Annotated in this window: 23 protein-coding genes; 6 read left to right on the top strand and 17 right to left on the bottom strand. The window is 38.8% G+C overall.

Going from position 1 to position 23756, the window contains the following annotated elements:
• The first annotated feature begins 61 nt into the window (after nucleotides 1–61).
• Nucleotides 62–964: an AraC family transcriptional regulator gene (locus I6F41_RS05035; protein ID WP_197107899.1), complete on the top strand. Its 903-nt coding sequence runs from the start codon at nucleotides 62–64 to the stop codon at nucleotides 962–964.
• Between the two features lie 110 nt (nucleotides 965–1074).
• Here the strand turns inward: I6F41_RS05035 and I6F41_RS05030 are convergent, their stop codons facing one another.
• Together I6F41_RS05030 and I6F41_RS05025 are read right to left on the bottom strand one after the other, a co-directional pair.
• Nucleotides 1075–2397: a carbohydrate porin gene (locus I6F41_RS05030; RefSeq protein WP_041454899.1), complete on the bottom strand. Its 1323-nt coding sequence runs from the start codon at nucleotides 2395–2397 to the stop codon at nucleotides 1075–1077.
• Nucleotides 2398–3085: 688 nt separating this feature from the next.
• Nucleotides 3086–3481 (bottom strand): hypothetical protein, encoded by a 396-nt coding sequence (locus I6F41_RS05025; RefSeq protein ID WP_033012968.1) that lies wholly within the window; start codon nucleotides 3479–3481, stop codon nucleotides 3086–3088.
• Nucleotides 3482–3670: 189 nt separating this feature from the next.
• Here I6F41_RS05025 and I6F41_RS05020 point away from each other — a divergent pair, with 189 nt between their 5' ends.
• Nucleotides 3671–4891, top strand: a complete 1221-nt coding sequence (locus I6F41_RS05020; protein ID WP_197107840.1) for a M24 family metallopeptidase — start codon at nucleotides 3671–3673, stop codon at nucleotides 4889–4891.
• Nucleotides 4892–4972: 81 nt separating this feature from the next.
• Here the strand turns inward: I6F41_RS05020 and I6F41_RS05015 are convergent, their stop codons facing one another.
• On the bottom strand, nucleotides 4973–5848 hold the full coding sequence (locus I6F41_RS05015; RefSeq protein WP_010553617.1) for a DMT family transporter: 876 nt from the start codon (nucleotides 5846–5848) through the stop codon (nucleotides 4973–4975).
• A 97-nt stretch (nucleotides 5849–5945) separates the two neighbouring features.
• Here I6F41_RS05015 and I6F41_RS05010 point away from each other — a divergent pair, with 97 nt between their 5' ends.
• Entirely contained in the window at nucleotides 5946–6845 is a 900-nt protein-coding gene (locus tag I6F41_RS05010; protein ID WP_197107839.1) for a LysR family transcriptional regulator, read from the top strand.
• Between the two features lie 49 nt (nucleotides 6846–6894).
• On the opposite strand, the gene I6F41_RS05005 is transcribed toward I6F41_RS05010, so the two are convergent.
• The 7 genes from I6F41_RS05005 to I6F41_RS04975 all read right to left on the bottom strand — a co-directional run bounded on the left by I6F41_RS05005 (nucleotide 6895) and on the right by I6F41_RS04975 (nucleotide 15118).
• Nucleotides 6895–7275 carry an STAS/SEC14 domain-containing protein gene (locus I6F41_RS05005; protein ID WP_197107838.1) on the bottom strand — a complete coding sequence of 127 codons (381 nt, stop codon included), beginning with the start codon at nucleotides 7273–7275 and terminating at the stop codon, nucleotides 6895–6897.
• 117 nt (nucleotides 7276–7392) lie between these two features.
• Entirely contained in the window at nucleotides 7393–8085 is a 693-nt protein-coding gene (locus tag I6F41_RS05000; protein ID WP_011329844.1) for a cupin domain-containing protein, read from the bottom strand.
• Between the two features lie 175 nt (nucleotides 8086–8260).
• Nucleotides 8261–9733 (bottom strand): carbon starvation CstA family protein, encoded by a 1473-nt coding sequence (locus I6F41_RS04995; protein ID WP_011329843.1) that lies wholly within the window; start codon nucleotides 9731–9733, stop codon nucleotides 8261–8263.
• Nucleotides 9734–10035: 302 nt separating this feature from the next.
• Nucleotides 10036–10950, bottom strand: coding sequence for a carbohydrate kinase family protein (locus I6F41_RS04990; protein ID WP_011329842.1), 915 nt, complete (start codon nucleotides 10948–10950; stop codon nucleotides 10036–10038).
• 2 nt (nucleotides 10951–10952) lie between these two features.
• The gene (locus I6F41_RS04985; protein WP_197107837.1) at nucleotides 10953–12476 is read right to left on the bottom strand and encodes a mannitol dehydrogenase family protein; all 1524 of its coding nucleotides are present in this window, start codon (nucleotides 12474–12476) and stop codon (nucleotides 10953–10955) included.
• Nucleotides 12477–12536: 60 nt separating this feature from the next.
• Nucleotides 12537–14258, bottom strand: coding sequence for a purine-cytosine permease family protein (locus I6F41_RS04980; RefSeq protein WP_010553603.1), 1722 nt, complete (start codon nucleotides 14256–14258; stop codon nucleotides 12537–12539).
• Nucleotides 14259–14437: 179 nt separating this feature from the next.
• Nucleotides 14438–15118 (bottom strand): HAD family hydrolase, encoded by a 681-nt coding sequence (locus I6F41_RS04975; RefSeq protein WP_197107835.1) that lies wholly within the window; start codon nucleotides 15116–15118, stop codon nucleotides 14438–14440.
• Between the two features lie 353 nt (nucleotides 15119–15471).
• Here I6F41_RS04975 and I6F41_RS04970 point away from each other — a divergent pair, with 353 nt between their 5' ends.
• Both I6F41_RS04970 and I6F41_RS04965 read left to right on the top strand, forming a co-directional pair.
• Complete coding sequence (locus I6F41_RS04970; RefSeq protein ID WP_197107833.1) at nucleotides 15472–17007, top strand: catalase; 1536 nt, start codon at nucleotides 15472–15474, stop codon at nucleotides 17005–17007.
• Nucleotides 17008–17118: 111 nt separating this feature from the next.
• The gene (locus tag I6F41_RS04965) at nucleotides 17119–17652 is read left to right on the top strand and encodes an ankyrin repeat domain-containing protein (protein ID WP_089369141.1); all 534 of its coding nucleotides are present in this window, start codon (nucleotides 17119–17121) and stop codon (nucleotides 17650–17652) included.
• A gap of 40 nt (nucleotides 17653–17692) precedes the next feature.
• Here the strand turns inward: I6F41_RS04965 and yddG are convergent, their stop codons facing one another.
• A complete protein-coding gene (gene yddG / locus I6F41_RS04960) occupies nucleotides 17693–18613 on the bottom strand; it encodes an aromatic amino acid DMT transporter YddG (RefSeq protein WP_197107831.1) in 921 nt (306 codons plus the stop codon).
• Nucleotides 18614–18890: 277 nt separating this feature from the next.
• Between yddG and I6F41_RS04955 the strand changes: the two genes are divergently transcribed.
• Nucleotides 18891–19373, top strand: a complete 483-nt coding sequence (locus tag I6F41_RS04955; RefSeq protein WP_197107829.1) for a putative 4-hydroxy-4-methyl-2-oxoglutarate aldolase — start codon at nucleotides 18891–18893, stop codon at nucleotides 19371–19373.
• Nucleotides 19374–19484: 111 nt separating this feature from the next.
• On the opposite strand, the gene I6F41_RS04950 is transcribed toward I6F41_RS04955, so the two are convergent.
• From I6F41_RS04950 to I6F41_RS04925, 6 genes are all read right to left on the bottom strand, one after another.
• Nucleotides 19485–19649 (bottom strand): hypothetical protein, encoded by a 165-nt coding sequence (locus I6F41_RS04950; protein WP_231613396.1) that lies wholly within the window; start codon nucleotides 19647–19649, stop codon nucleotides 19485–19487.
• Nucleotides 19650–19931: 282 nt separating this feature from the next.
• Complete coding sequence (locus I6F41_RS04945) at nucleotides 19932–20453, bottom strand: hypothetical protein (protein WP_197107827.1); 522 nt, start codon at nucleotides 20451–20453, stop codon at nucleotides 19932–19934.
• A gap of 62 nt (nucleotides 20454–20515) precedes the next feature.
• Nucleotides 20516–22078: an EAL domain-containing protein gene (locus I6F41_RS04940; RefSeq protein ID WP_231613394.1), complete on the bottom strand. Its 1563-nt coding sequence runs from the start codon at nucleotides 22076–22078 to the stop codon at nucleotides 20516–20518.
• Nucleotides 22079–22159: 81 nt separating this feature from the next.
• Complete coding sequence (locus tag I6F41_RS04935) at nucleotides 22160–22783, bottom strand: SGNH/GDSL hydrolase family protein (RefSeq protein ID WP_179807730.1); 624 nt, start codon at nucleotides 22781–22783, stop codon at nucleotides 22160–22162.
• Nucleotides 22783–23277 (bottom strand): DsrE family protein, encoded by a 495-nt coding sequence (locus I6F41_RS04930; protein WP_372811411.1) that lies wholly within the window; start codon nucleotides 23275–23277, stop codon nucleotides 22783–22785. The genes I6F41_RS04935 and I6F41_RS04930 overlap by 1 nt, the downstream gene beginning before the upstream one ends.
• A 110-nt stretch (nucleotides 23278–23387) precedes the next feature.
• A complete protein-coding gene (locus I6F41_RS04925; protein WP_011329824.1) occupies nucleotides 23388–23750 on the bottom strand; it encodes a DUF1294 domain-containing protein in 363 nt (120 codons plus the stop codon).
• Nucleotides 23751–23756: the final 6 nt, after the last annotated feature.

Genomic DNA, 23756 nt, shown 5'->3' with positions numbered 1-23756 from the left:
TAAAAGCATGTATTGCTGTCCACAAAAGTTGTCTATGAGTCCAGATTTAAAAGGGATTAAAATGCATACTCCGCAATTAAATAAGCAACGTCAGCAATTAAAGGTGCTAATTGAAAATAAAGTGACCTTTGCTGCCGATAATAGCGAGCTAAGTATTTACGATACTTATCAAAATGCGCAAAAAGTAGCTTTGCATTCAAAAGAATTACTTTTTTGCGCCATGCTTAGTGGTAAAAAGGTAATGCATGTAGAGAGCTGCCAATATCATAAGGCATTTTTACCTCACGAATCCTTTGTGTTAGCACCAGAGCAAGGGGTGTTAATTGACTTTGAACAAGCATCTTTAAGCGCGCCTACCACCTGCCTTGCCATAGAAATAAGTACAGATAAAATAACGCAGGTGGCTAATGCACTCAATATTGAGCAACGCTTTGCCAGCGATGACTTATTTGCCTATACACCACAGCTGGTACATAGCCAGCACAATAGCCAAACCCAACAACTTTTAGCGCGTATAGTGCATTTATTTAGTGAGCCCGACGAGCAGCGAGGTTATTTAATCGACTTATCGTTAAACGAGCTTATTACCCGTTTGCTACAGCAGCAAAGTCGAGATTTATTACTAAAACATGGCAATAATCCGCAGCTTAAAACACCGGTAAATAATGCTTTGCAATACATAGAAGAGCACTTAAATGAGGCATTGGATATAGAGAGGCTGTGTAAAATTGCCTGCATGAGTCGCAGCAAGTTTTATCAACAATTTAAGTTGGCGTTTGGTACTAGCCCAGCACTGTGGCAGCAGCAACTTAGGCTTAAAAAAGCCTATAGTAAATTGTTACAGGGGCGCACGGTTAGCCAAGCGTGTTATGAGCTGGGTTTTAATTGCCCTAGCCATTTTAGCCGATTATTTAAACAAGCCTATGGCGTACCACCAGCAAGCATTGCCAAGAAAAACCATTAAGTGATGGTTTAGATTAATTTTATAGCGAGGTTAATTAACGTTTCGTAGGCACTAAATGCGCCTACGAAACTTATTTTATTGTATTTTTTATGGCGCATTAATACTGCGTATTAAAACCAAATTTCAACCTGAGCGCCTGCAACTAAGGCACTTTCGTCGCCCTCTTTGCCTGCAACACTTAACCCAGACTCTTGCCCAGCAGCCTTGTTCCAATCAAAGTTACTTAGGTAAAAGCGTAACGATGGACGCGACCAATATTCGGTAGAGTCGGCTGTTGCTTGTAATGCTAGCGCATATTTCATGAGTGTTTGCTCATCATTTTCAATGCCGTTTGTTTTAGTTTGATAAGCGTTATAACCCACTTCACCAAGCACACTCCAATGCGGCGATATTGAATAATGCGGGCGCACACCAACACTTTTTAGGGTGTGATAATCAGATGATTTTTCGTACATTACCATGTAATCTAGTTTAAATTTTTCGGTAATATCAACTAAGCCATTATTAAAAATACGAAAGCCACTTGAGCTGCTATCTGCCGCATAATCAAAGCTTCCGCCATCAGTACCGGCAGCGCCTGGGTTTTGCGCCATGGCTCCAGTACCGTATTGAATCACTGTTTTTTGATCAACATTGCCTAACTGCTTTTGCCATTGCACTGTAAACGTTCTGCCATCGGTAAGCCCTGCTTCATCAATTGCATCATTTACAAATAAGTTTTGCAGTGCAAATACCACTTTACCCGCATCGCCTACATCCATTTCATAGCGTACGTCGGCCATAAAGTTTTGATAGTTAGTATCTGCAGTGGCTTTGTTACCTGTAAGTTCGCCCTCGCCACCATAAGTGATGGCAGCAAGATGCAGCTTATCGGTTTCATTTACCGTAATGTCGGACACACCCACGCCGTTACCCGAGCTTTGCATATGTTTGTAATCTAATATATGTACGCTACCAACTGCCTTATCGTAATAATATCTGCGGCCAATCCATAGCGTACCATTATCGAGTAAGTTGTCTGTTTCTACATAAAGCTGCCTTGAGCGTCTAGACCACTCCTCCGTTGCGGTTGGATCTCTTGAATCCCCGGCAAAGTCCATCATAAATACGGCTTTAAAATTAACCCCATTTAGCTGCTGTTTTTTAGTCAGCTGAAACTCGCTGTAATCTCTGCATTCGTTACCTAAGCGATAATAAACCCCATCATTTTTAGGGTAGTTTAGTGAATAACAAGAGCCATTATTTTTACTGCCACTCCCTATAATGGTGTTTGTACCTGAGCGAAAATACCCATTAAATTCAAACCCATTATCCAATTCTTGCTTAGCTTTAGCGTCATCCTGCGCTTGCATTTCATTATTAATTAACTGTTTAACGTATGCAATATCTTCATCCGATAAACCAGCGGGGCGCTCTGCTGCGTGAACACTCATTGTAGCTGCGCATAATATTGAAAGTAGTGATAAAGAGGGTTTAATTCGTTTGTTATATTTCATGTTTACCATAGTCGTTGTGGGGTTACATTAAATGTATTTGCAGCGCTATTTAATTAAATGCAGCCGTAATTTAGCTAAGCAGTGCTGGTTGCTAGCTACAAATACGAAATTAGTTACTTTTAAAGGTAGAGTTTTTAGTTAACTTTGTGTCAGTAAAAATTAAAGGCATATAGCTGTTAACTTTAAGCTAACTGTTTTGGCGCTAATAATGATCAGCTACGATAACTCGTAGTAAATGAGCTGTGATCAGTAATAACCAATTTGAAAAGGATTTTATCCAACCACTGGAGGTTATTCAATATAGCAAACAACGATAGTATAAGATTTTACAGGGGTCACAAACCATTGATTAACAAGGGCAAACATAAAGTAAACATAACAAAAACACAGAGGAAACAATGAGCCCACTTACTTACATTTCAGCGTGAAAAACCACCGCGCAATAATTAAACCAATGACGAGTTTTTTGATCATCTGCGCAACTGTAAAATTAATCTGGTAGCTGTAAAACGAGTGTTAGGATGAGATAAAAGAAGAGTAAACAGAGTATAAAACGCATGGTAAGCTCCCTCAAAAGCGCTGCACTTAAACGCTATTAAGGGATAACGAGGGGATTTAAATCAAGCTAAATTAAACTAAAATAACTAAAAGCACATAAACTAATACCGGCTAATAACCATACTAACCCGTAGCTTTGCCAAAGTATTGCGTTATTATAAACCTGCTGCGGGTTATTTTTGTCAACTAACAGTGTGCAGGTTTTACCTTGTTTAAAACGGGTAAACATTTTTTCACGATATTCCACTAATACACTGTGCACCTGCCCATCAAAACGAAAACTCACTAGCATAGTTGGCTGATGCAACATTTCGGGTGCTGTTATTTGATTATTTGCCACGGCAGTTATTTGTTCTACAACACAAACCCGCCAGTGGCGTTTACTTACTTTACATTTTAACCAGCGTACAAATGGCAAAGTGCCAATTATTATAAATAAAACCCCCAACCACAACAGAGCCATACAACCACCTTTGTTTTTATTTTTATAGTTTACTAAACAACATACGCAGCAATCAAACTGCCTAGCACTTAGATTAATATAGCGCATTGGCTTTATTAAATACATGCTCAGATTACAAAGTTTTACCGCAAGCAACTTGCAGTTAACCTGCCGCACAAGCACAATAGCCGCATAAAAGAGGAGATCATTATGACCACAATTGGTATTGGCACCCAAACCAAAGAACAAGCACTCGCTAGCTTAAGCAATATGACCAGCGATTTAACCCCTATTCAACCGGCAGAATATTTATCTCGTATAGCCAAAGCGCAAACGTATATGCAAAACAATGGCATTGATGCCATTTATTTAAATGCAGGTACTAACCTGGCTTATTTTACCGGTATGCGTTGGTATGCAAGTGAGCGTTTAGTTGGCGCAATTTTGCCTGCTAAAGGTGAAGTGCAATACATAGCTCCTTATTTTGAAATTGGCTCACTCAATGGTTTTAAAGTAATTGACGGGCCAATCCGTGGTTGGCAAGAGCATCAAAACCCATATCAGTTATTTGTTAATATATTAACGGAAATGGGTATTGCGGCTAATGGCACTATTGGTATTGACGAAAGCGCGCAGTTCTTTATTTTTGATGGTATTAATAAAGCGCAAACGGGCTTAAATTTAGTGAATGCTCAACCTGTTACAGCACATTGTAGAATGCATAAATCAGCCAATGAGCTGGCGTTAATGCAACGCGCTATGGATATGACCTTAGTGGTTCACCAAGCTACGGCAAGCATGCTGCACGAGGGTATTAGTACCACTGAAGTTGAAGAGTTTATAAAGCTAGCGCATCAAAAAGTAGGCGCGCCGGGTAACTACTTTTGTATCGTGTTATTTGGGCTTGCAACGTCATTTCCGCATGGGGTAAAAGATCCGCAAATCCTTAAAAAAGGCGACATGGTACTTATTGATACTGGCTGTAAAGTACATGATTACTTATCTGATATTACCCGCACTTATGTGTTTGGTGAAGCAACTGATCGCCAACGTCAATTTTGGAATAATGAAAAAGCAGCACAAATTGCAGCTTTCACTGCAGCAAAAATTGGCGTGCCATGTGAAGACGTAGATACAGCTGCGCGCAGCTACTTAGCTGAGCAAGGTTTAGGCCCTGATTATCAAACACCTGGTTGCCCGCACCGTACAGGCCACGGCATTGGTTTAGATATTCACGAATGGCCTTATTTGGTAGGCGGTAATAAAACGCCACTAGCCGCTGGCATGTGTTTTAGTAACGAGCCAATGCTGGTTATACCGGATGAATTTGGGGTGCGCTTAGAAGATCATTTTTATATGACCGACAGTGGTGCAAAATGGTTTACCGAGCCTAGCCACAGTATTGACGACCCGTTTGGTTTACAAAAGTAATATAAGCGAAAATTAACTTACATTTGTTTATTTGGCTTAAACACTAAGTACTACTGCGCAGTGCACACCACGCGCAGTAGTTTATTTTGTGAGTTGACGTTTAACCAATCGCTGTTTGTTTTTTTGTACGTTAGCCAACCATACTAAGGGTAAAATAATTAACGATGCGCCAATTATTAAGCCAAGTGTAGGCACTTCGCCAAACCAAAATAAACCAACAACGACAGCCGCCACTAAGCCACTATATTCAGCGCTAGCAACTTGGCTCGATTCGATTTTGCTATAAACATACACGCAAATTCCCGCATAAATTAAAATAAACAGTGTAGAGCCAAACGCAGTAATAAGTGCGGCCCAATGCCATGGCTCGTTTTCCCACAGCGCCAAACCTAATCCCACAGGCATACCTACTAAATTGGTAAGTAACAAAGTTTGCATAATACTATGATGTTTAGGTAACTTTCGTATTAGTACATTATTTATTGCCAGTGTAATTGCGACTACAAGTGCAAATATAGCCGCCCAATTAATGTCGGTAGGCTGAATAACAATAAGTACCCCTATAAAGCCAATAACAGCCACAGCTATGCTGCTTTTTGTTAGCTGTTCACGAAATATCATTACTGCTAAAGGCAGCATTAATAAAGGCGCTGCATAAAAAATAGCGTTAGCGGTTGCAAGCGGTAAAGCTTTTAGCGCAAACACCATAAATATAATACCAAATAACCATACATGTCCGCGTACCGCATGCCATTTTAAACCGGCAAATAAATGTTTTTTATTCGCCGACAAACAAAACGGGAGCAAAATTAATACTGCGGTAAGTTGGCGCATAAATACAAACTGAAACGTGGGACTTTCTGCTGGTAAAGTTTTGATTATAGCATCAGAAAAAACCGCAATAATATTACCCACCACAAGTAATGTCATGCCTAAGCCAACCGATATTTTTTGCATTGTTACTCCGTGCCCGCAAATTAAAAACGCTAGCATAGAGCAATTCGTTTAATTATGTATAATGATTAAAATACTTTTAGCATGAGTTTAACTAATAATGAAATTGCCCCCATTACGTGCTGTTCAGTGTTTTGAATCTGTAGCGCGATTAAATAGTTTTTCTAAAGCGGCTGAACACCTTAATGTGACGCAAAGTGCCGTGAGCCATCAGGTTAAATTACTAGAGCAATATTTAAACGAGCCGCTATTTAACCGCAGTGGTCGTAGCTTTTCGTTAACCGACGCGGGCAATCGTTACTATCAAGAAGTGAGTCATTCATTAACCAGTTTAGCCTCTGCCACACAAAAAATACGTTACGGCGAGCCTGAGCATATTCGTTTAGCACTTTATAGCTCGTTAGCTGTAAAGTGGTTAATACCGCGATTAGAAAGCTTTAAACATGACTCGCCAGATATCGACTTAACTTTAAATATGATTGTAGATGAGGCGGATTTTAGCGACCGTGTTGCCGATTGTTTTATTACCACAACGCCACCTAAAGGTGAGTTTGTCAGCTTATTTTTATTTGCAGAAAAGCTTTACCCTGCTTGTGGCAAAGGCATGTGGCAGCAATTAAAAAATCAATCGCTGCCCAATGAATTATGGAAGCACCCGCTGTTGTCGGTGCAGTATGATGAGTCAGAGCAACGTAGCACCAATGACTGGCAGCAATGGTGTAAAAGCGGCGGCTTTGAGCTACCTAAAAACGTAAGAGTTAATCACTTTAGTCACGTTATACTGGCCGCAGAAGCTGCGCGTTATAATTTAGGTATTACGCTTATTGATGCGTTTTTTATTGCCTCACAGCACGATAACCACTTAGTTAAGTTGCCACTGCATGGAGTTGAAACCGGCTGTAAATTTTATTTTGTATATAAAAAATCGCGAGCAAAACAAACCGATATTATTACCCTAAGCCGCTGGCTAAAAGCCCAGTGGGCCGAGGTTAAAAAATAAAAACACATAACTTTACTGCTATTTTATTTATACTTACCACACATTAATACTACTCTTGTAGCCACTCAATGGCTGTGGTGGCGTTTTCAAAGTAGGCTACTTTACCTGCTACAAACCAGCCCGCTACTTTGGCTAAGGTTGCTTGCCACTCTTTATTGCCGTAAACAGCCACTTTTTTAAAGTTTTTACCGTGTTTTAACCCAAGCTTTAAGTCATCCCATGCAGCTCTAATTTCCCAACCTTCTAATTGTGAGCCATCTATCAGCACTTTAACTATAGGGTGATCCACTTTACTTAGGGCTGAGTCGATCATGGGCGTAATAATCTTATAATCTTTGTGAGTTAATGTACCTACCGCTTTTAGCGTTAAAAAAAACTCACTTCCTGAGCGTTCAATGCCAATAGATAAACCGTGCGTTAAACCAACCATAATAAGTACTCTTACAATAAATGTACTTTGAGTATAGGTGATAGCTTAAGGCCCATACTGATACAACTCAAAGCTCAGCTATAACGGGGGTTTTGCTACTTCATTTGAAGTGGTTAATTATGCATTTTTTAATCGAGTGATTTGGTTTGCTACATCAGTTAAATAACCGGTTTTAAGCCAGACTGTTGCGCCTGTACTTCCTGCTTTAGCATTAACAGTGCTATTAATAGGCACTCTTAACCAGCTATTTTTAATAAGGGTATCTGTTTGCTCGTTAAGCAACCCCTCAAGTACTAACAGCTCAGCCCCATCCTTTGCATTTATAACCATGTCGGCGTTAGGTTTAAAGTGCAGTAAGCTTACCTCTTCAAAGTTATCTTTATATAAAGAAATTACGCTAACATTATTAAACTGGGGGTGCGTAACGCCTTGCATTTTTTTAGTGTGTAAACACACATGCTGTCTATCTTGTGGTTGAAACTGCCACAATTTTACAAATATTACGCAGCCCCCCTGAGATCCCGGTTTGTGCTTTGACTGGGGAGGATTGCGAATATAACTACCTACAGGGTAATCGCCGTGCTCATCTTGAAATACGCCATCGAGCACTAAAAACTCTTCACCACCTGTATGTATATGCGGCGAAAATTCACTGCCAGGCGCATAGCGCACTATGCTTGTAGCGCGGGCAACTTCATCACCTACTCTGTCCAAAGGGCGTCTATGTACTCCCGCCATTGGCGAGGCTACCCACTCTAGTTTTTCACTATGTACAACAACGCGCTTACTAAAATCAGCGGCTATTTTCATTTTTTTTCCTAACTCAGTTAAAGCAATTAACAAATAATAACAGTTATATTGGTAGCATTAAATTAAGTCATGTTATTTAGCCGTAAGTGTGATGGAGCTTTTATTATTAGGCATAAAAAAACGAGCAGGTTTAACTGCTCGTTTTTAATTAACACTTATGATTTATAGTCATTTTTTAATTAATAACTTTTACTCTACCTTTGTGCTTAGAGTGCACTATGGCAAGTGTAATAAAGCCAATCACTGCTACCACTGCACCAATTGGTTTGCCCATATCACTTGATAAGTTAAGACCAATTGCCGCTGTCATAATGTATGAAAGCGTCACTGCTGTGGCAATTACTGCAGGAATACTGGCAATCCAATGGAATGCACCGCGGTCAAACAAGTACTTAGTTGCCAGCCATAATACGCTAGTAGAAAGCAGCATGTTTGAGAACGCAAAGTAGCGCCAAATAAGCGAGAAGTCGAGCTTAGTCATAAAGTAAGCAATTGCTAAAATTGGAATCGCTACTAATAAACGGTTACGTAAGCTTTGTGGAATATTAAACGCATCAACTACAGTTAAACGCAGTGAACGGAACGCAGTATCACCTGAAGTGATTGGGAATACAGCTACAGCAATAATAGCCATAACACCACCAAATACACCTAAGTAGCTATTAGCAATATGATTAACTACTAAACCTGGGCCACCTTGATCAAGTAATGCTTTTAAACCTGCATAACCTTCTGGGAATGCTGCAATACCAGCAAGTGCCCAAACACAACCAACAATACCTTCACACATCATGGCGCCGTAATATACCGGGCGTACATATTTTTCGTTTGTTAAACAGCGTGCAATAATAGGTGCTTGTGTTGAGTGAAAACCACTAATAGCGCCACAGGTAATTGTTATAAATAACAATGGCCACGTAGGTAAACCATCCGGGTTGGGCTCTAAAAAGTCATGTGCATGATCGCCACTAAAGTAAGCTAAAAAGTCACCTGCAACAGGTAAGTGTGGTGCGTTAATTAATAACGAAACTGCAATAGCAACTGTCATTACAATCATTAAAGCGCCAAAAATTGGGTAAAACTTAGTAATAATTTTATCAATTGGTAGCAAGGTAGCTAAAAAGTAATACGCTAAAATAGCCAACACCCAAAAGGTGTTATTTGCCAGCATTGTACCTTCAAAAAAATCAAGGTTACTTAATAAGCCCGCAGGGCTCATAATAAATACTACGCCTACAAAAAATAGTAGCATGGCAGTAAATATCAGCATAAAGCCTTTAAATACAATGTTGTAGTAATGTCCGGCTATTTCTGGCAGGCTTTTCCCGTCTTCTTTTATACTCATAACACCTGAGAAGAAGTCGTGAACAGCACCACCTAACACGTTACCTAGTACAATCCAAACTAGTGCAACGGGCCCGTATAAAGCACCAAGAATAGGACCAAAAATAGGACCTACACCGGCGATGTTTAAAAATTGAATTAAAAATGCACGCACAGGATGAATAGCCACGTAATCAACACCTTCGCTAAAGCGCTGTTGTGGTGTTTCAATCGTTGAGTCTAAACCTGCTTGCTTTTCAACAAAGGGACTATAAAATTTATAACCCAGTATTAAAATTGTGATGCAGATAAAAAAGATGATCATAAAGCATGTTTCTCTTTTTGTATTTGTATTAAAGAGCGCACTGTTTGCCGCTCCGGCCTTTCATTCCGTGAATAATCGACGAACATTAACAAAGGATTAATATTCTTACTATAAGACGTTTAGCTAATACTATAGTCGAATAAAATAACTTAGACCTATTTCGTGGCCTTATTGAGCGTTAACTGTGCAGAATGTAAAGATTTAGAGTAATAAAAAAGGCAGTTTTACTGAGTAAATCTGCCTTTTTTATTCTGCCCGATAAGTTATCGATAAAAATTAACAATATCTAATCATCAATTTATTTATGGGTTCATAAACTCATTTATTTGTTGATGCGTTAAAGTAGGTGTTGCTCCGGCACTTTCGGCGACCATAGCACCAACAGCACAAGCAAAGTCAACCGCATGTTGTGCGCAATCACTACTGCACAGCTGATAAATTAACGAGCCTAAAAACGAATCCCCTGCGCCAACTGTATCAACAACACTAATTAAATAGCCTGAGTTATAGTAGTTTTCGCCTTTAATGGTGAGTAATGCGCCATGGCTGCCTTTAGTTACACATAAATATTCGGTATTAGTTTGTGCAGCAATAAAGGCTAAGTTTTGCTCAAGCGAATGGAACTTACAACCCATAGCTTTAGCAATTTCGTATAGCTCTTCGTCGTTTAATTTGATGAAGTCGGCTTTGTTCATTAAATCTACGAGTGTTGCTAATGTGTAGTGAGGCGCACGTAGGTTTACGTCAAATACTTTAAAGTTTGCTACATCAACTAATTGATTTAATGTTGCCAAAGACGTTTCGCTTCGCCCTATTAGGCTGCCAAATACAAATACATCGCTACTTTTAACTTTACTCAGTAACTCATCTGTAAGCGCTATATTATCCCACGCTGTATCTGCCACTATTTCATAACTTGCTGAGCCACCACTATCGAGTGTTACCTCAACCGTGCTGGTTTTTTTGTCACTGTTAATAGCAATATAATCGCAGCTTACGCCTTTGCTCGCAATTTCGCCGAGCAGCTCAGCGCCTAACTCGTCGTTACCAACGGCGCTGATCATGTCGGCTTTTATGCCCAGTGAGTTAATACGCACACACATATTAAGTGGCGCGCCACCTAAGCGTTTACCAGAGTCAAAACAATCCCACAGCACTTCGCCAAAGCAGCTAACACTTACGTTTTCGCCTGATTTATGATTAATTAAAATGCTCATAATTAGTTACTCTTTTGCTCAAGTACAGCCTGCATAATGGCTTTAATTTTACTATTAGGTGCATACAACGCAGCAATCGACTTTTTATATTCAGCAGTAAACGTTTCGTTATGCTCAAGCTTACCAAACAAGCTTGTTAGCTTTAAAAATGCAGTTGGGTTAGCTTGGCTTTGCTGCGCGTATGCATTTAGCTCTTTGTGCATCGCATCTTGAATTTCAAGCTTTTCGCCTTTTTCACTTACACCTTTATCGCTGTATAAACACCAAGTAGCAATGACAAGTGTTGCCAACGATATATCTCGACCTTGTACTAGGTTTTCGTTAATTGTGGCAATTAAAAACTTAGGCAGTTTAGCTGAGCTTTCACTGCAAATACGCGCCAGGCTGTCTTTAATATTAGGATTAGCAAAACGCTCTATTAACGTATCTTTGTAGCTTTGAAGATCAATACCTTCAAGCGGTTCAAGGTTTGGCGTTACTTCTTTATCCATAAAAGCACGTAGGTATGTGGCAAATAATTCATCAGATACCGTTTCGTCAATTGTGCCATAACCATGAATTGAACCTAATAAACCAAGCACAGAATGCCCAGCATTAAGTAAACGTATTTTCATGGTTTCATAAGGCGTCACATCAGTTACAAACTGTGCACCAACAACATCCCAATTTGGGCGAGAGTCACTAAATGTGTCCTCTATTACCCATTGTGTAAACGACTCACAAGTAATTGGCCACTCGTCGCTAACACCATAGGCATCAACCACGTAATCAATATCACTCTTTTTAGATACCGGTGTTATGCGGTCAACCATCGCATTTGGAAACGATACGTTTTGCTCAATCCACTCACTTAGGTTTTTGTCTTGCTCTGTGGCAAAGGCTAAAAGCATTTTGCGTGTTACGTTACCGTTATGCTGAATGTTATCGCACGACTGTACTGTAAACGCGCCCAAACCTTGCTCTTTACGCAGTTTTAGCGCAGCAGTAATGTAACCAAACGCCGTAATTGGGTCGTTCGGGTTATTAATGTCGTTAATAATATCTGGATTGCTGTAATCAAACTCGCCCGTTGCCGGGTTAAAGTTATAACCGCCTTCGGTAATAGTAAGCGACACAATTTTAGTATCGCTGTGTGCGAGTTTATTAATTACCGCTTGTTTGTCCTCTGGAGCAAACAAAAAGTCGATCATTGAGCCAATTACTTTGTTATCTATTTTACCGTCTGGGTGTCTAACAGTTAGCGTGTAAAGGTAATCTTGCTGCTTTAAAATATCACGCAGACCACGGTTACCCTCTAACAGGCCAACACCACATATGCCCCACTGCTCAGAGCCTGGGGTTTTTAAAAGCTCGTTAACATATACCGCTTGGTGAGCACGATGAAAGCCGCCTACACCAATATGAACAATCCCCGCTTTAACGGCGCTACGGTCGTAACTTGGTGTGTCAACATGGCTTGGTAATTGAGCCAAGCTCTGTTGGTTTAGCCCTGTAACAAGAGCGTTTGTGTGTTGATGTTGCGTCATGGTGCGACCTTACTAAACAAAAATAAAATATAAATTACGATACTGTATTACGATAAGTAATTACGATGCTGTATTGAGTACTTTATGGCGTTTTAACGACCAGTACGCAGTAACAAAATAAATAACAGTACAAATAAAACAGGCAATTTCGAACTGCGACTTATTAGCGCTGTACATCACCATAGTGTCACTGAAAAACATCACTTGGCTGGCAAATATAAAAATAATCACCAATGAAATAGTCGATATGCCATTAAGAACTTTGGTAAATACAGAGCTGTCAATTACTGGCTTTGGAATGTCTTTAGCCTCAGCTGCTTGATATTCTTTAATATCACGTTGCTCTTGCTCTTCTGCTGCAATCTCTTGCGTGTAATCTTCACCGGCACCGTATTTTTTAGCTAAAAGTGTGTAAATAACGATGGTGAAAATCCAGGTAGGAATAAACAAGTAGTAAAACGACATTACATCAATTGCGTTTAAGCCAAAACCGAACACAAGTGCAAGTGCCCATGAGGCAATAGCAGGGATGCTGCGGGTAATATTTTTATATTTAGCCCAGTAACGTGTTAGGCCAATTTTAGGAAATAACACATGTTCAGCAAACACAATGCCGCCCACTGGCACAACTAATAAACCGGCGTAGGTAAGTAGTGGTAGCATTTGTGAAAATACAAACGGGAAGCACGCAATAATTACGGTTACCACACCTACTATGGCGGTGGTGCGCTCACGTGACTGATTAACAAATATAGATTGTGCTGCAAGGCCAGCGCGGTATAGGTTTGCGTTAGCTGTAGTCCAACCGGCAATAATTACAATAACAAAGCCAGTCCAACCTAATGCATGGTATGCAACATCACCCGGATCAAGTGATGAAATGGTTGTTTTAAGTAATACCGCAACACCTGCGCCCATAATACCGGCAGAGATCCACGCTAAGTAATGACCAAAAAACATACCCACACCAGAGAACAAGCCATAGCTTTTGCGTTTAGCAAATCTAAAAATAGCCATGTCGATTAAACCAAAGTGAGTAATTGAGTTAGCAGCCCATGCAAAGCCAATCACTTCTAATAGGCCAATGCCTTTTTCACCATCGGCATTGGTGCCCGTCCAGATGGAGGAGTCGCCTATGGTCATAAAGTCGCTAAAGCTAGTTAAAGAGGTAGAACCCAATACGTGGTTTGAAAGCTCAGGGAATAACGCGAACGAGCCTGCAATAAATATAACAAATAGCCAGGGCGCACACAGTTTTGAAAAGTCAGCAACGGTTGAAAAGCCATACATAGCAACAAATACAACAATTGAGCCAACGGCTAAAACAATGGCGACAAACCAAAAGCTGTTTGGATACCAATCAAGCTGCGCGGGTATGTCGAACAAAAACCGCACGGCGGTGGAGGATACCGTGATCATGGCCGCCGATATAACACTAAAAATAACTACATTAGCCCAGTTATAGAGCTTGGTCATTGAGTTACCAGCAATTTTGTTTAAGTAGTTATATAAACTTAAGCGGGTTTGTACTGCAATGGGTGCCGTAATTAGCCACCAAGAACACATTGCTAACAGGTTACCTATTAATAACCCCAATAGAATGTCGATGGTTGATGCGCCTAATGCAACAAAGGTTGCGCCAATAACAAATTCAGTGGCAGCAACATGTTCACCAGCGTATAGCCCTGCAAAATGTTTCCAGCCGTGAAGCTTATTATTAGCAACCGGAAGTTGCTCTTCGTTTACATCTTTAAATGTGTGTGTGTGTGGACTCGTTGCCATGGTATTTCCTAGTTGTTAACAGCAAAGTACTTAATACCTAAAGACTTTGCTTCTTATAATTTAGTTTTATAAACGCGTAACCACTTGTTTTAGTTTTTATAATTAATATCAGTACTAACAACGCTTATATTTTGCCACTTATAAACCCTATAAATGTGTGTTGGTATAAGTAGTTATGTTTAAATGTTTTTACTTTTAAGTGCTGGATAAGCTGTAAAAAACTGCTGCCAATGGGTTAAGTGAGCAACATTTGGATACGCTTTATGAACATAGTTAATGGCCGCTTGCATGTGCTGCCCGCCACTATAATGCAGTACTTGCATATTGGCATTTATAGCTGCGCATACGCCAGCTTCGCTGTCCTCAATTACCAAGCAATGCTCTGGTTTTACGCCCATTTGCTTAGCTGCATGTAAAAATAAGTCGGGGGCGGGTTTACCACGCTTTACTTCACTGCTGGTAAATATCGTATTGCTAAAACAGTTACTTAAATTAACTATATCTAATGCTTTAGCTGTACGTGCTGGACTGCTACTTGTGGCAATACATTTGGGCACAGCTAAGTTATTAAGTACTTCGTTTATGCCATCGGTTGTACTGAGCGCTGAACCAAACTCGTTTAAGAGCGCTTCTCGGTAATCATCTTCAAAGCTATTTGGCAAAGTGACATTAAAGGCGTTTTGGATTTTTTGACTTACGGTTTTAAAATTACACCCCAAAAAGTGTTGCTGTACATATCCGCGGTCAATGTTAACCGTTAAATACGCAAGCATATCAATCAACACTTGAGCGCTGAGTATTTCACTGTCGATGACTACCCCATCGCAATCAAATATTACTAAATCAATTTTAGCGTTCATTGGGTTACCTTAAACATTTACTTTTTGTGCAAAACACCAGGTGAGCATAAGCCCGACTAGCGAGCATATTCCCTTTATTGTTTTTGAATGTCAACAAAAAGTGAACGAATTTACTTGTCGCTACTACAAACATAAATAAACAAAACTAAAAGCCGCTGTATTTAATCAAGTTTACAAAAAATATATAAACCTAAAATTGGATCTAAAAGTATATTTTAAGCCCCTCTTGCAATCTTATTTATGAATTATTCCAATCTATTTAATCAACTTTACCGAACAAAGGAATATTCATACACTCCTCAACAGTTAAACAGCCAGCAGCACTGCCGGCAATTTTAAATAATAAGGTCGACATGAATATTTTATTAAACGCAATAAACAAGAATACAAAACTAACATTAAGCGCGTTAACACTTGCGATGGCATTACCAGCAAGCGCGGCTACATTAACTAAAGACAACGGCGCAGCTGTTGGCGACAACCAAAATTCAATAACTGCAGGCGAGCGCGGCAGTGTGTTATTAGAAGACGTACAACTAATTCAAAAACTACAACGCTTTGCACGTGAACGTATCCCTGAGCGTGTGGTACATGCGCGTGGTACGGGTGCTCATGGTGTATTTGTGGCATCAAAAAGTTTAGATGATTTAACCATGGCAGCACCTTTTACCGAGGTCGGTAAAGAAACTGACGTTTTTGTACGTTTTTCATCGGTAATTCACTCAAAAGGTAGCCCAGAAACACTGCGCGACCCACGTGGCTTTGCGATTAAATTTTACACCGATCAAGGTAACTGGGATTTAGTGGGCCTTAACTTACCGGTATTTTTTATTCGTGATGCAATAAAATTTCCAGATATGATCCATTCATTAAAACCATCACCAGTAGATAACATTCAAGATCCTAACCGTGTTTTTGACTTTTTCTCGCACGAACCAGGCTCTACTCACATGTTAACGTGGGTTTATAGCGACTACGGCACACCAGCAAGCTTACGTAAAATGGATGGTTGGGGTGTTCACTCTTATAAAATGATCAATAAATCGGGCGATGTTAAGTACGTTAAATTTCATTGGGTAAGTAAACAAGGCATTGAGAATTTAAATGCAAAAGAAGTCGCTGAAGTTCAAAGCCAAGACTTTCAACATTTAACGCGTGATTTATACAGCGAAGTAAATAAAGGTAACTTCCCAGAATGGGATCTATACATTAAAACGCTTGATCCGTCGCAGCTTGACGACTTTGATTACAACCCATTAGATGCAACAAAAATGTGGTTAGGTGTAAAAGAAGTGAAGGCAGGTACATTAACGCTTAATCGCATGCCAACTAACTTTTTTCAGTCAACAGAACAAGTAGCAATGGCACCGTCTAACATTATTGCGGGTATTGAACCCTCAGAAGATAAGTTATTACAAGGGCGTGTATTTTCATACGCAGATACGCAAATGTATCGCCTTGGTGCTAACCATCAACAGTTGCCAATTAACCGTGCAAAAGTGGAGGTAGTTAACTACAACCAAGACGGCGCAATGAACTATGGTAATACTCAAAGCAACGTAAACTATCAACCAAGCCAAGAAAACGTAGCTGAAAACCCAATTGCCCGTAGAAGCCAAACGCAACTGCAAGGTTACGTACAACAAGCCGCCATTAAAAAGCAGCAAAACTTCGCGCAAGCAGGTGTTTTATACCGAGGTTTTAGTAAGCAAGAGCGTACTAATCTGATCAATAACCTAGCGGGCGATTTAGTAAAAATAAAAGACAGTAACGTTAAGCACAAAATGCTTAGCCACTTTTACAAAGCTGATAGTGAGTACGGTACACGTTTAACTAAAGCCGTTAATGGCGATATTAAAATAGTTAAGCAGCTTGCAGCTAACCTGTAATTAGCAAGTTACAAAACATTAACCTCAACTATACAAGCTGTTATATAAGTAACCACAACCATGAGGAAGGAGGCAACCAATCCCCTTCCTCTTTTTAAAAGGTATAAAGTAATGCGTAATTTATTAATTATAGTAGTGCTACTAATAAGTTTTACCAGTAGTGTTTACGCTCAAAATACAACGGATACACAAACACCTAGTACACAACTTGAAAACCAACACTCAGCGCAAACACAATACGAGAGTTTATTTGCTTATTACTTTGCTGCTGCACGTACCAACGATACCGCTGTAATTAAGCAATTTGTAAGTGCCGGCATTCCTATCGACAGCTACAACAATAAAGGTTACACCGCATTAATGATTGCCACTTACCATGGTAATAAAAACACGGTTAACACACTTTTGCACTTAGGCGCTAATGCTTGCATGGAAGACAACCGAGGCAACACAGCGCTAATGGCCGCTATTTTTAGAGGTGAATTTAGTATAGCCAAAACACTGGTATCACTTGATTGCGACAACGCACATCAAAACAAAGCAGGCCAAACAGCCGAGCAATTTGCACACACATTTGGCCAGCAAAAAGTGCTCAATTTACTCACGCAGGTTAAAACTCTAAATAAAGTTCAAAAGCCCTTATAAAAGAGCTTTAGGTGTAACTAAACTTTAGCGGACTGCTTATTTAAGTCGTTACTTCTACATTATATTTTTGGGGTTTATCTCGCGTTACAAAGTAGCAAATTAGCGAGCCAACTGTTACCAGCACCACTCCTTGCCAAAACGAAGCACTTAACGTAATAGACAAATACAACGCCGAAATAATAGTAGAAAACACCGGTGTAAAGTACGAAAGCGTTCCTAGCAGCATTAAGTTACCGCCAATAATCGCTTGATTCCACAGTGCATAACCACTGCCAACAACTACACCCGCAAGTAACAATGTCATGCTTGAGCTGATTGAAAACGTTAATGGCGCTTCATTACTAAAACCATATTGCGCCCACAAACTCATTGCCGTAACAGTAAAAAATAACGTAATAGCATTTTTACCATTACTTATTTTTTGCGTTACTACGCAATAAATAGCCCATATAAACGCGGCAGCTAATGCCATTAAATAAGTAGCAGGATTATCAGCAAAGTTAGTAACTAACGTATCGACTGACATTTCTTGATCGCCCGTAATACACCAAGCAACCCCTAAAAAAGCAATGATCATACTTGGGTAAACCCAGTAACTTACTTTTTTACGCCCAATAATAATAGAGAGCAATATAGTCAGCGTGGGCCATAAATAATTAATTACCGCCATTTCCATAGCCTGATGGCGGCTATTTGCCATACCGATAGAAAGTGCCAAGCAAATTTCGTACGACACAAATAATAAAGTACCTACTACCAAGTAGCGTTTCGAAAATCCACTAAACTTAGGCACTCCCATAACCAAAATTAAAAATATCGCACTGACAGAGTACATTGCCGCAGCACCACCAATGGGGCTAAACAACTCAGAAATATCCCGTAGTAATGCCACTAAGCAGCTCCACAGTAATATTGCAGCGACTCCATAAAGTGTATATTTATTTTTGCTTATAAAATCCATATTAAACCTAAAGTACTACTTAATAATTTGAAGCTAAACTAACAGTAATTTTTTGTTTTAACAATAACATGCCGTTAATCTGCAGTGCATAACTAGCATTATCAAAGCTAAATATTATCACTATAGTTATAAGCAATAAGCGTAAACAGCCATTCAGTGTTTAAATTTAGCAAAGCAGCACAAACGCTAGGTAAATTAAAGTTACTGACTCTTTTGTCTCGTATTACCACTTTTACAGTGGTGTGGTTAAATAACTCACTAAACAGAGAAAGCAAATATGAACAAGTTCACGACTCCCGATCTATACGACGAACACCGTGATAGCGTACAAGTAGCCGACTGTGGATTACAGCACTTTGGCAACAAAACCACCTTTAGTGGTCAAGTCGTTACTGTAACGTGCCCCGATGACAATTCGTTTGCCGCTGAAATACTTCATCAAAATGGCGTAGGTAAAGTGCTGGTTATTAACGGCTTTGCTAGTAAACGCTTTGCATTTATTGGCGATATTATGGCAGAGCGTGCTTTAAAAAATGGCTGGGAAGGTATAGTTATAAATGGTTGTTGCCGAGATATTGAGATTCTTGCTACCTTAAATTTACCTATTATGGCGCTTGGCTCAACACCACGCTGTACGTTAAAGCGAGGTTATGGTGAAAATAATCAAGCTATTGCCATGTTAAGTGTCTGCATTGAGCCTAATGATTGGCTTTACGCCGATGTGAACGGACTAATTGTTAGTAAACATAAACTTAGTTAGTTGCTAAATCACAACTAAAATGGATTAGCTGCCGCTTTTTAATAAAACCTGACACTAAAAAGCCCAGCATTGCTGGGCTTGTGTCATATTAATAGGTAACTATTTTATTAGTTAAAAGTTACCGTCATATTGTGAACGTTGCTCAACGTTTGGCAGTGCATCATCCATATTTATAGTGTTAAACAAAGCCTGGAGGGTTCTTAAAATATCCTTATAACTATACGAGTAAGCCGATGATTTTAAATTTGTTTTTATAAAAGCTGATTGCTGTAACATAAAACTCTTCCTTAGAATCCTTATGTAACACTACCTAATTTTTGAACAACTTACAACACGGTTTTTACATTTGTTCACAGTTGTTAACCACCTGTTTTCAGCTAACTATCAGTGTACTTTGCAGCCTTAAGTATCTATTAATTTAACCCAGAACAACCATTAGTTATTGTCTAAAACACTATAATTAACGAAACAAAAATTCATATTAGTAGAGGCTAGGGCTAGCTAGCACAAGTAAATTAAAACTTAGAGTAAAGCTATAAAAAAGAGCAATCAATAAATTTAGTTTATAGTCTCTTTTAACTTATTTAACGCATCAACTGAAAAGCCTCTATCGTAAAAATAAAGTATTTTACCGCTGTTATTTATAAGGACTACACGGGTATTGTTAGGATTTTGATTACCAGTAAATTTTTGTACTTTTTCGCCGTCTTTATAAATAGTGATTACCCCAGCCCAAAGCTCTTTTGGAATTCCTTTGCGCATACCACTGTCTATAAATGCACTAAACATGCGAGGTGCCATACCAGCAATAGTGGGTAGTTCGTAGGTAGGAATAACTACGCCACTCATATCTAAGCCAATTAACCAGCGATCAATGTCAAACTGACTATCTTGCTTATAACCTATAAGCAAAAGTGTTTTATCTGCAGTAAGACTGCTTGGAATCGTCACTTTATTTTGCGTTAAACTTTCGCCGTCAATCGTTGGAAATTGTTTACCAATTACTTGCTGATTTGGGTACTGAGTAGAACATGCCGCTAAAAATATAAATAAAAAAGCAGTGAGTATTGATTTAGCCATAGTAAATCCTAATTATAATTTTTAAAGTAACACCTGTGCTTTTATATACGCTAAGCGTTACTTTATCGATTAGCTATATACTCTTTAAATTCTAAAATAGGCATAGGCCGGCCATACTTCCAGCCTTGCCCGTAATGTACCCCTGCTTCTTTTAAAATGACTTCTTGCTCTGTTGTTTCTATGCCCTCTGCCACACAGGTATAACCAAATTTATGTACCAACTCCATAATATTAGGGATCATAGAGGCTTTTAAGCCTTCCGTAGCTATGTCTTGTACAAATGAACGGTCTATTTTAAGCTGATGGAAACTCAAATTATGTAAGTTTTTTAAGTTTGAATAACCAGTGCCAAAATCATCAAGTGACAAGCGAAAACCCGACTCGATTAATGTTTTAAAATAGCCATGAGCAATAGTTGAATCTAAATACTCGTCTTCGGTTATTTCTAAACAAATTACAAATTTAGATTGCATTAATCCGGTTATTTTCGGTAATGACAACACATTCCCTTGCTCTACATCACAAGGAAAAATATTTAATGACACCTTAAATCCACTTGGTAACTGCTCTGCACTTTCTAACTCATTAAGTACAGTGTTAATCATTATTTTGGTAAAAGACCAAGTTAAATTAATTTGTCTAAGTATAGGAATAAATTGATCCGGTGTAAGCACCCCGTAATCATCTTTAAAGCGCGCAAGTACCTCGCAACCAATTATTTTTCCGCTTTGTAAATTAACTATTGGCTGATAAACCCAATAAAAATTACCGCTCTTTAATCCCCTACGTATCCTGCTTACAATTGAGCGGCGCGTAGTTAGGTGCTCATCAACTAATAAGCCACACGAAATACTCACCAGGCAAATTAAAATAAACGAAATAATAAATAGTTGACGATTATCGGTAAAAAATACATCCCATGGCAAATACAAGGCAACACAATAATTTCTATTATTATTACTGCACGTTATATTCGTTTCGTAATGTAAATAGTCATTACTTTTTATATTATTATGAAGCCCTGTTTGCCCAGCTAAATGAAATAAGTTTTCAGATTCTTTATAAAAAACCTGCCAATTAGGCGTTACAATAATTTTAGGATCGAATACTTCTGATTTTAGTATGAGGTTATAATTGCCTTGGCGAATAATTAGTACTTTTAGTGGGCGCTCGGTAAAGAGTAATAAGTAAAGTTCAGGCTCAAAGCGTATGCCTATTTGTGAGGGTTTATTTTTATTTACAATATAATCTGGTTGGTTATCTGGTAAAGGATTTTCAAGCATACCAGTACCTGTAGTACAGATTAATATATTATTTTTAAAGTAGCCTATATCAATAGCAAACTTGGCATCAAATAGCATCCGCCGCATAGCAAGTAAATTCGCTTCGTTACAAGTAGTAAAATTTAGGTTATTTAATTTAGTTAAAACACGAACGCTTTCCTCTACACCATCGTCTACTTGGGAGAGTAAATATTGTGAGTCTGAATGTGTTTGCGCTACTAATTTTTGACCCGCAAAGTACAATAAAATAAAGCAACCTAATGCAAATATAAATCCACCTGATAGCAGTACTACTATTATTTTTTTAGGATGCTGTTTCATTGTAAATTGAGGTATCCCCATTTATGCAAAGTCCTTTAATAATTACATAAGTAACTGAAAATTCAAGTTTCTGATAATATATTTACAATAAATATTTAAAAATTAAAACTCACGAATAATCGCCTCTAATGCATCACTAATTTTTTGATGCTGTTTTTCGTCCAAATGCACACCATCCTCATTTGAAACACTCACAATCCTTGCCAAATCATAAAATGAGCATTGTTTTATGCTAGCAACATTTGCAAATGCTGCTGCTAATTGCACTACTTTTTGCTCTGCCCCTTTGTATACGCCTGCGTAACTTCCTACTTCTCGTACATGAGCGGGACTAAGTATTAAAATTTTTGGAGAGCCTGGCGCATTGCTTTGCTCATAAAAATTCAATATTGAATCTATTAATGCTGTTAACCCAGCGGCAATATCGTGCACATTTAAACTAAACCGATTTTTCAGATCGTTAGTACCTAAATCTATAATAATTAAATCTATTTTAAGTTCATTTAAGTAAGACTGTAAATAAGTTACGCCCGATAACTCACCTGCAAACGGTGGGTTGTTTACTAAAGCACGGTTAGGCTGCCCAGCTTCTATTATTGTAAAATTAGCCCCTAACTTTACAGCAAGCTTTGCTGGCCAGCGCACTGTAGCACTAAATCGTTTTCCTGTTTGCGGATTTAAACCCCAAGTATTGGAATCCCCAAAGCATAATATGTTTTTTATCATTAAAAAGGGTTTAGCGTATAGCCCTGCTGTTGTAACTGCGCATGTGCTGTCATTGCCGATAACGACATTTTTACGCCTTTTATTAACTGCTCAGGAGCTACTTTATAGTGCGTGGCCGACTGCCCACATACATAAACCACCGTATTATTAGCAAGTAATTGCTCAATTAAGCTTTGATTTTTGTTATCGACTTCAAAGCGGTTTTTATATGTATTATTATCAAGCACATCTACGCTTGCACTGCCATGTATTACGAGTGCCAGCTCTATATTTTCTGGTTTAATACCATGTGCTATATGCATATTGATAAACCGCGCTAAAGAATTCATACCATTATTTTGCTCACCCTTTTGCGCGCCTTTACCAACATCAAAGGCAATTTTAAAATGTGTGTTTTGCGTTATAGGTGCATGTGAGGGTACATTATAAAAAAAGCCAAAGTCTTTTATTGCGGGCTCTAAGTCATTCGCAAATACTGGCAGGCTTACAAACATTAGGCCAAGACCTAAAATAAAAGATTTCATTAATATTATTCCTTTTTATTTTTAATATTTTAATTAATAGTCATTTTTTGAACTACTTTAAGCTATCTACGAGTAATGTTTTACCCTAGTTGCCAATAATAGTAGCCGCCAAATAACGCACTGCAGTTAATAATGATGGTGAGCCAAAGTACGGCTATAAAAATACGCTTTTGTGATTTATGCCTAAACCATTGCTGAGCGATTAACGCCCCCGGCCAGCCACATAATAGTGCTAATAGATGTAAAGTTCGCTCTGGCACTCTCACCACGGGCTGCTTTTTACTCATGGCCAAACGTTTGTCCCATTTATAAACTAAAATGGTAATTGTACTCATAAGTACGTACACACTTGCGGCAATAGTAGGCCAATAGCTAAACAGCCCTCCTACGGTTAATACACACAAAAAACCAATCGAAAAAAGTAATAATGCTTTTTTAATCAAGTAACT

The organism is Pseudoalteromonas sp. SCQQ13, from assembly GCF_015864415.1.
GTDB lineage: Bacteria > Pseudomonadota > Gammaproteobacteria > Enterobacterales > Alteromonadaceae > Pseudoalteromonas > Pseudoalteromonas nigrifaciens.
Note: the sequence above shows the minus strand (reverse complement) of the source record. Positions and strands in the feature narration are given on the sequence as shown.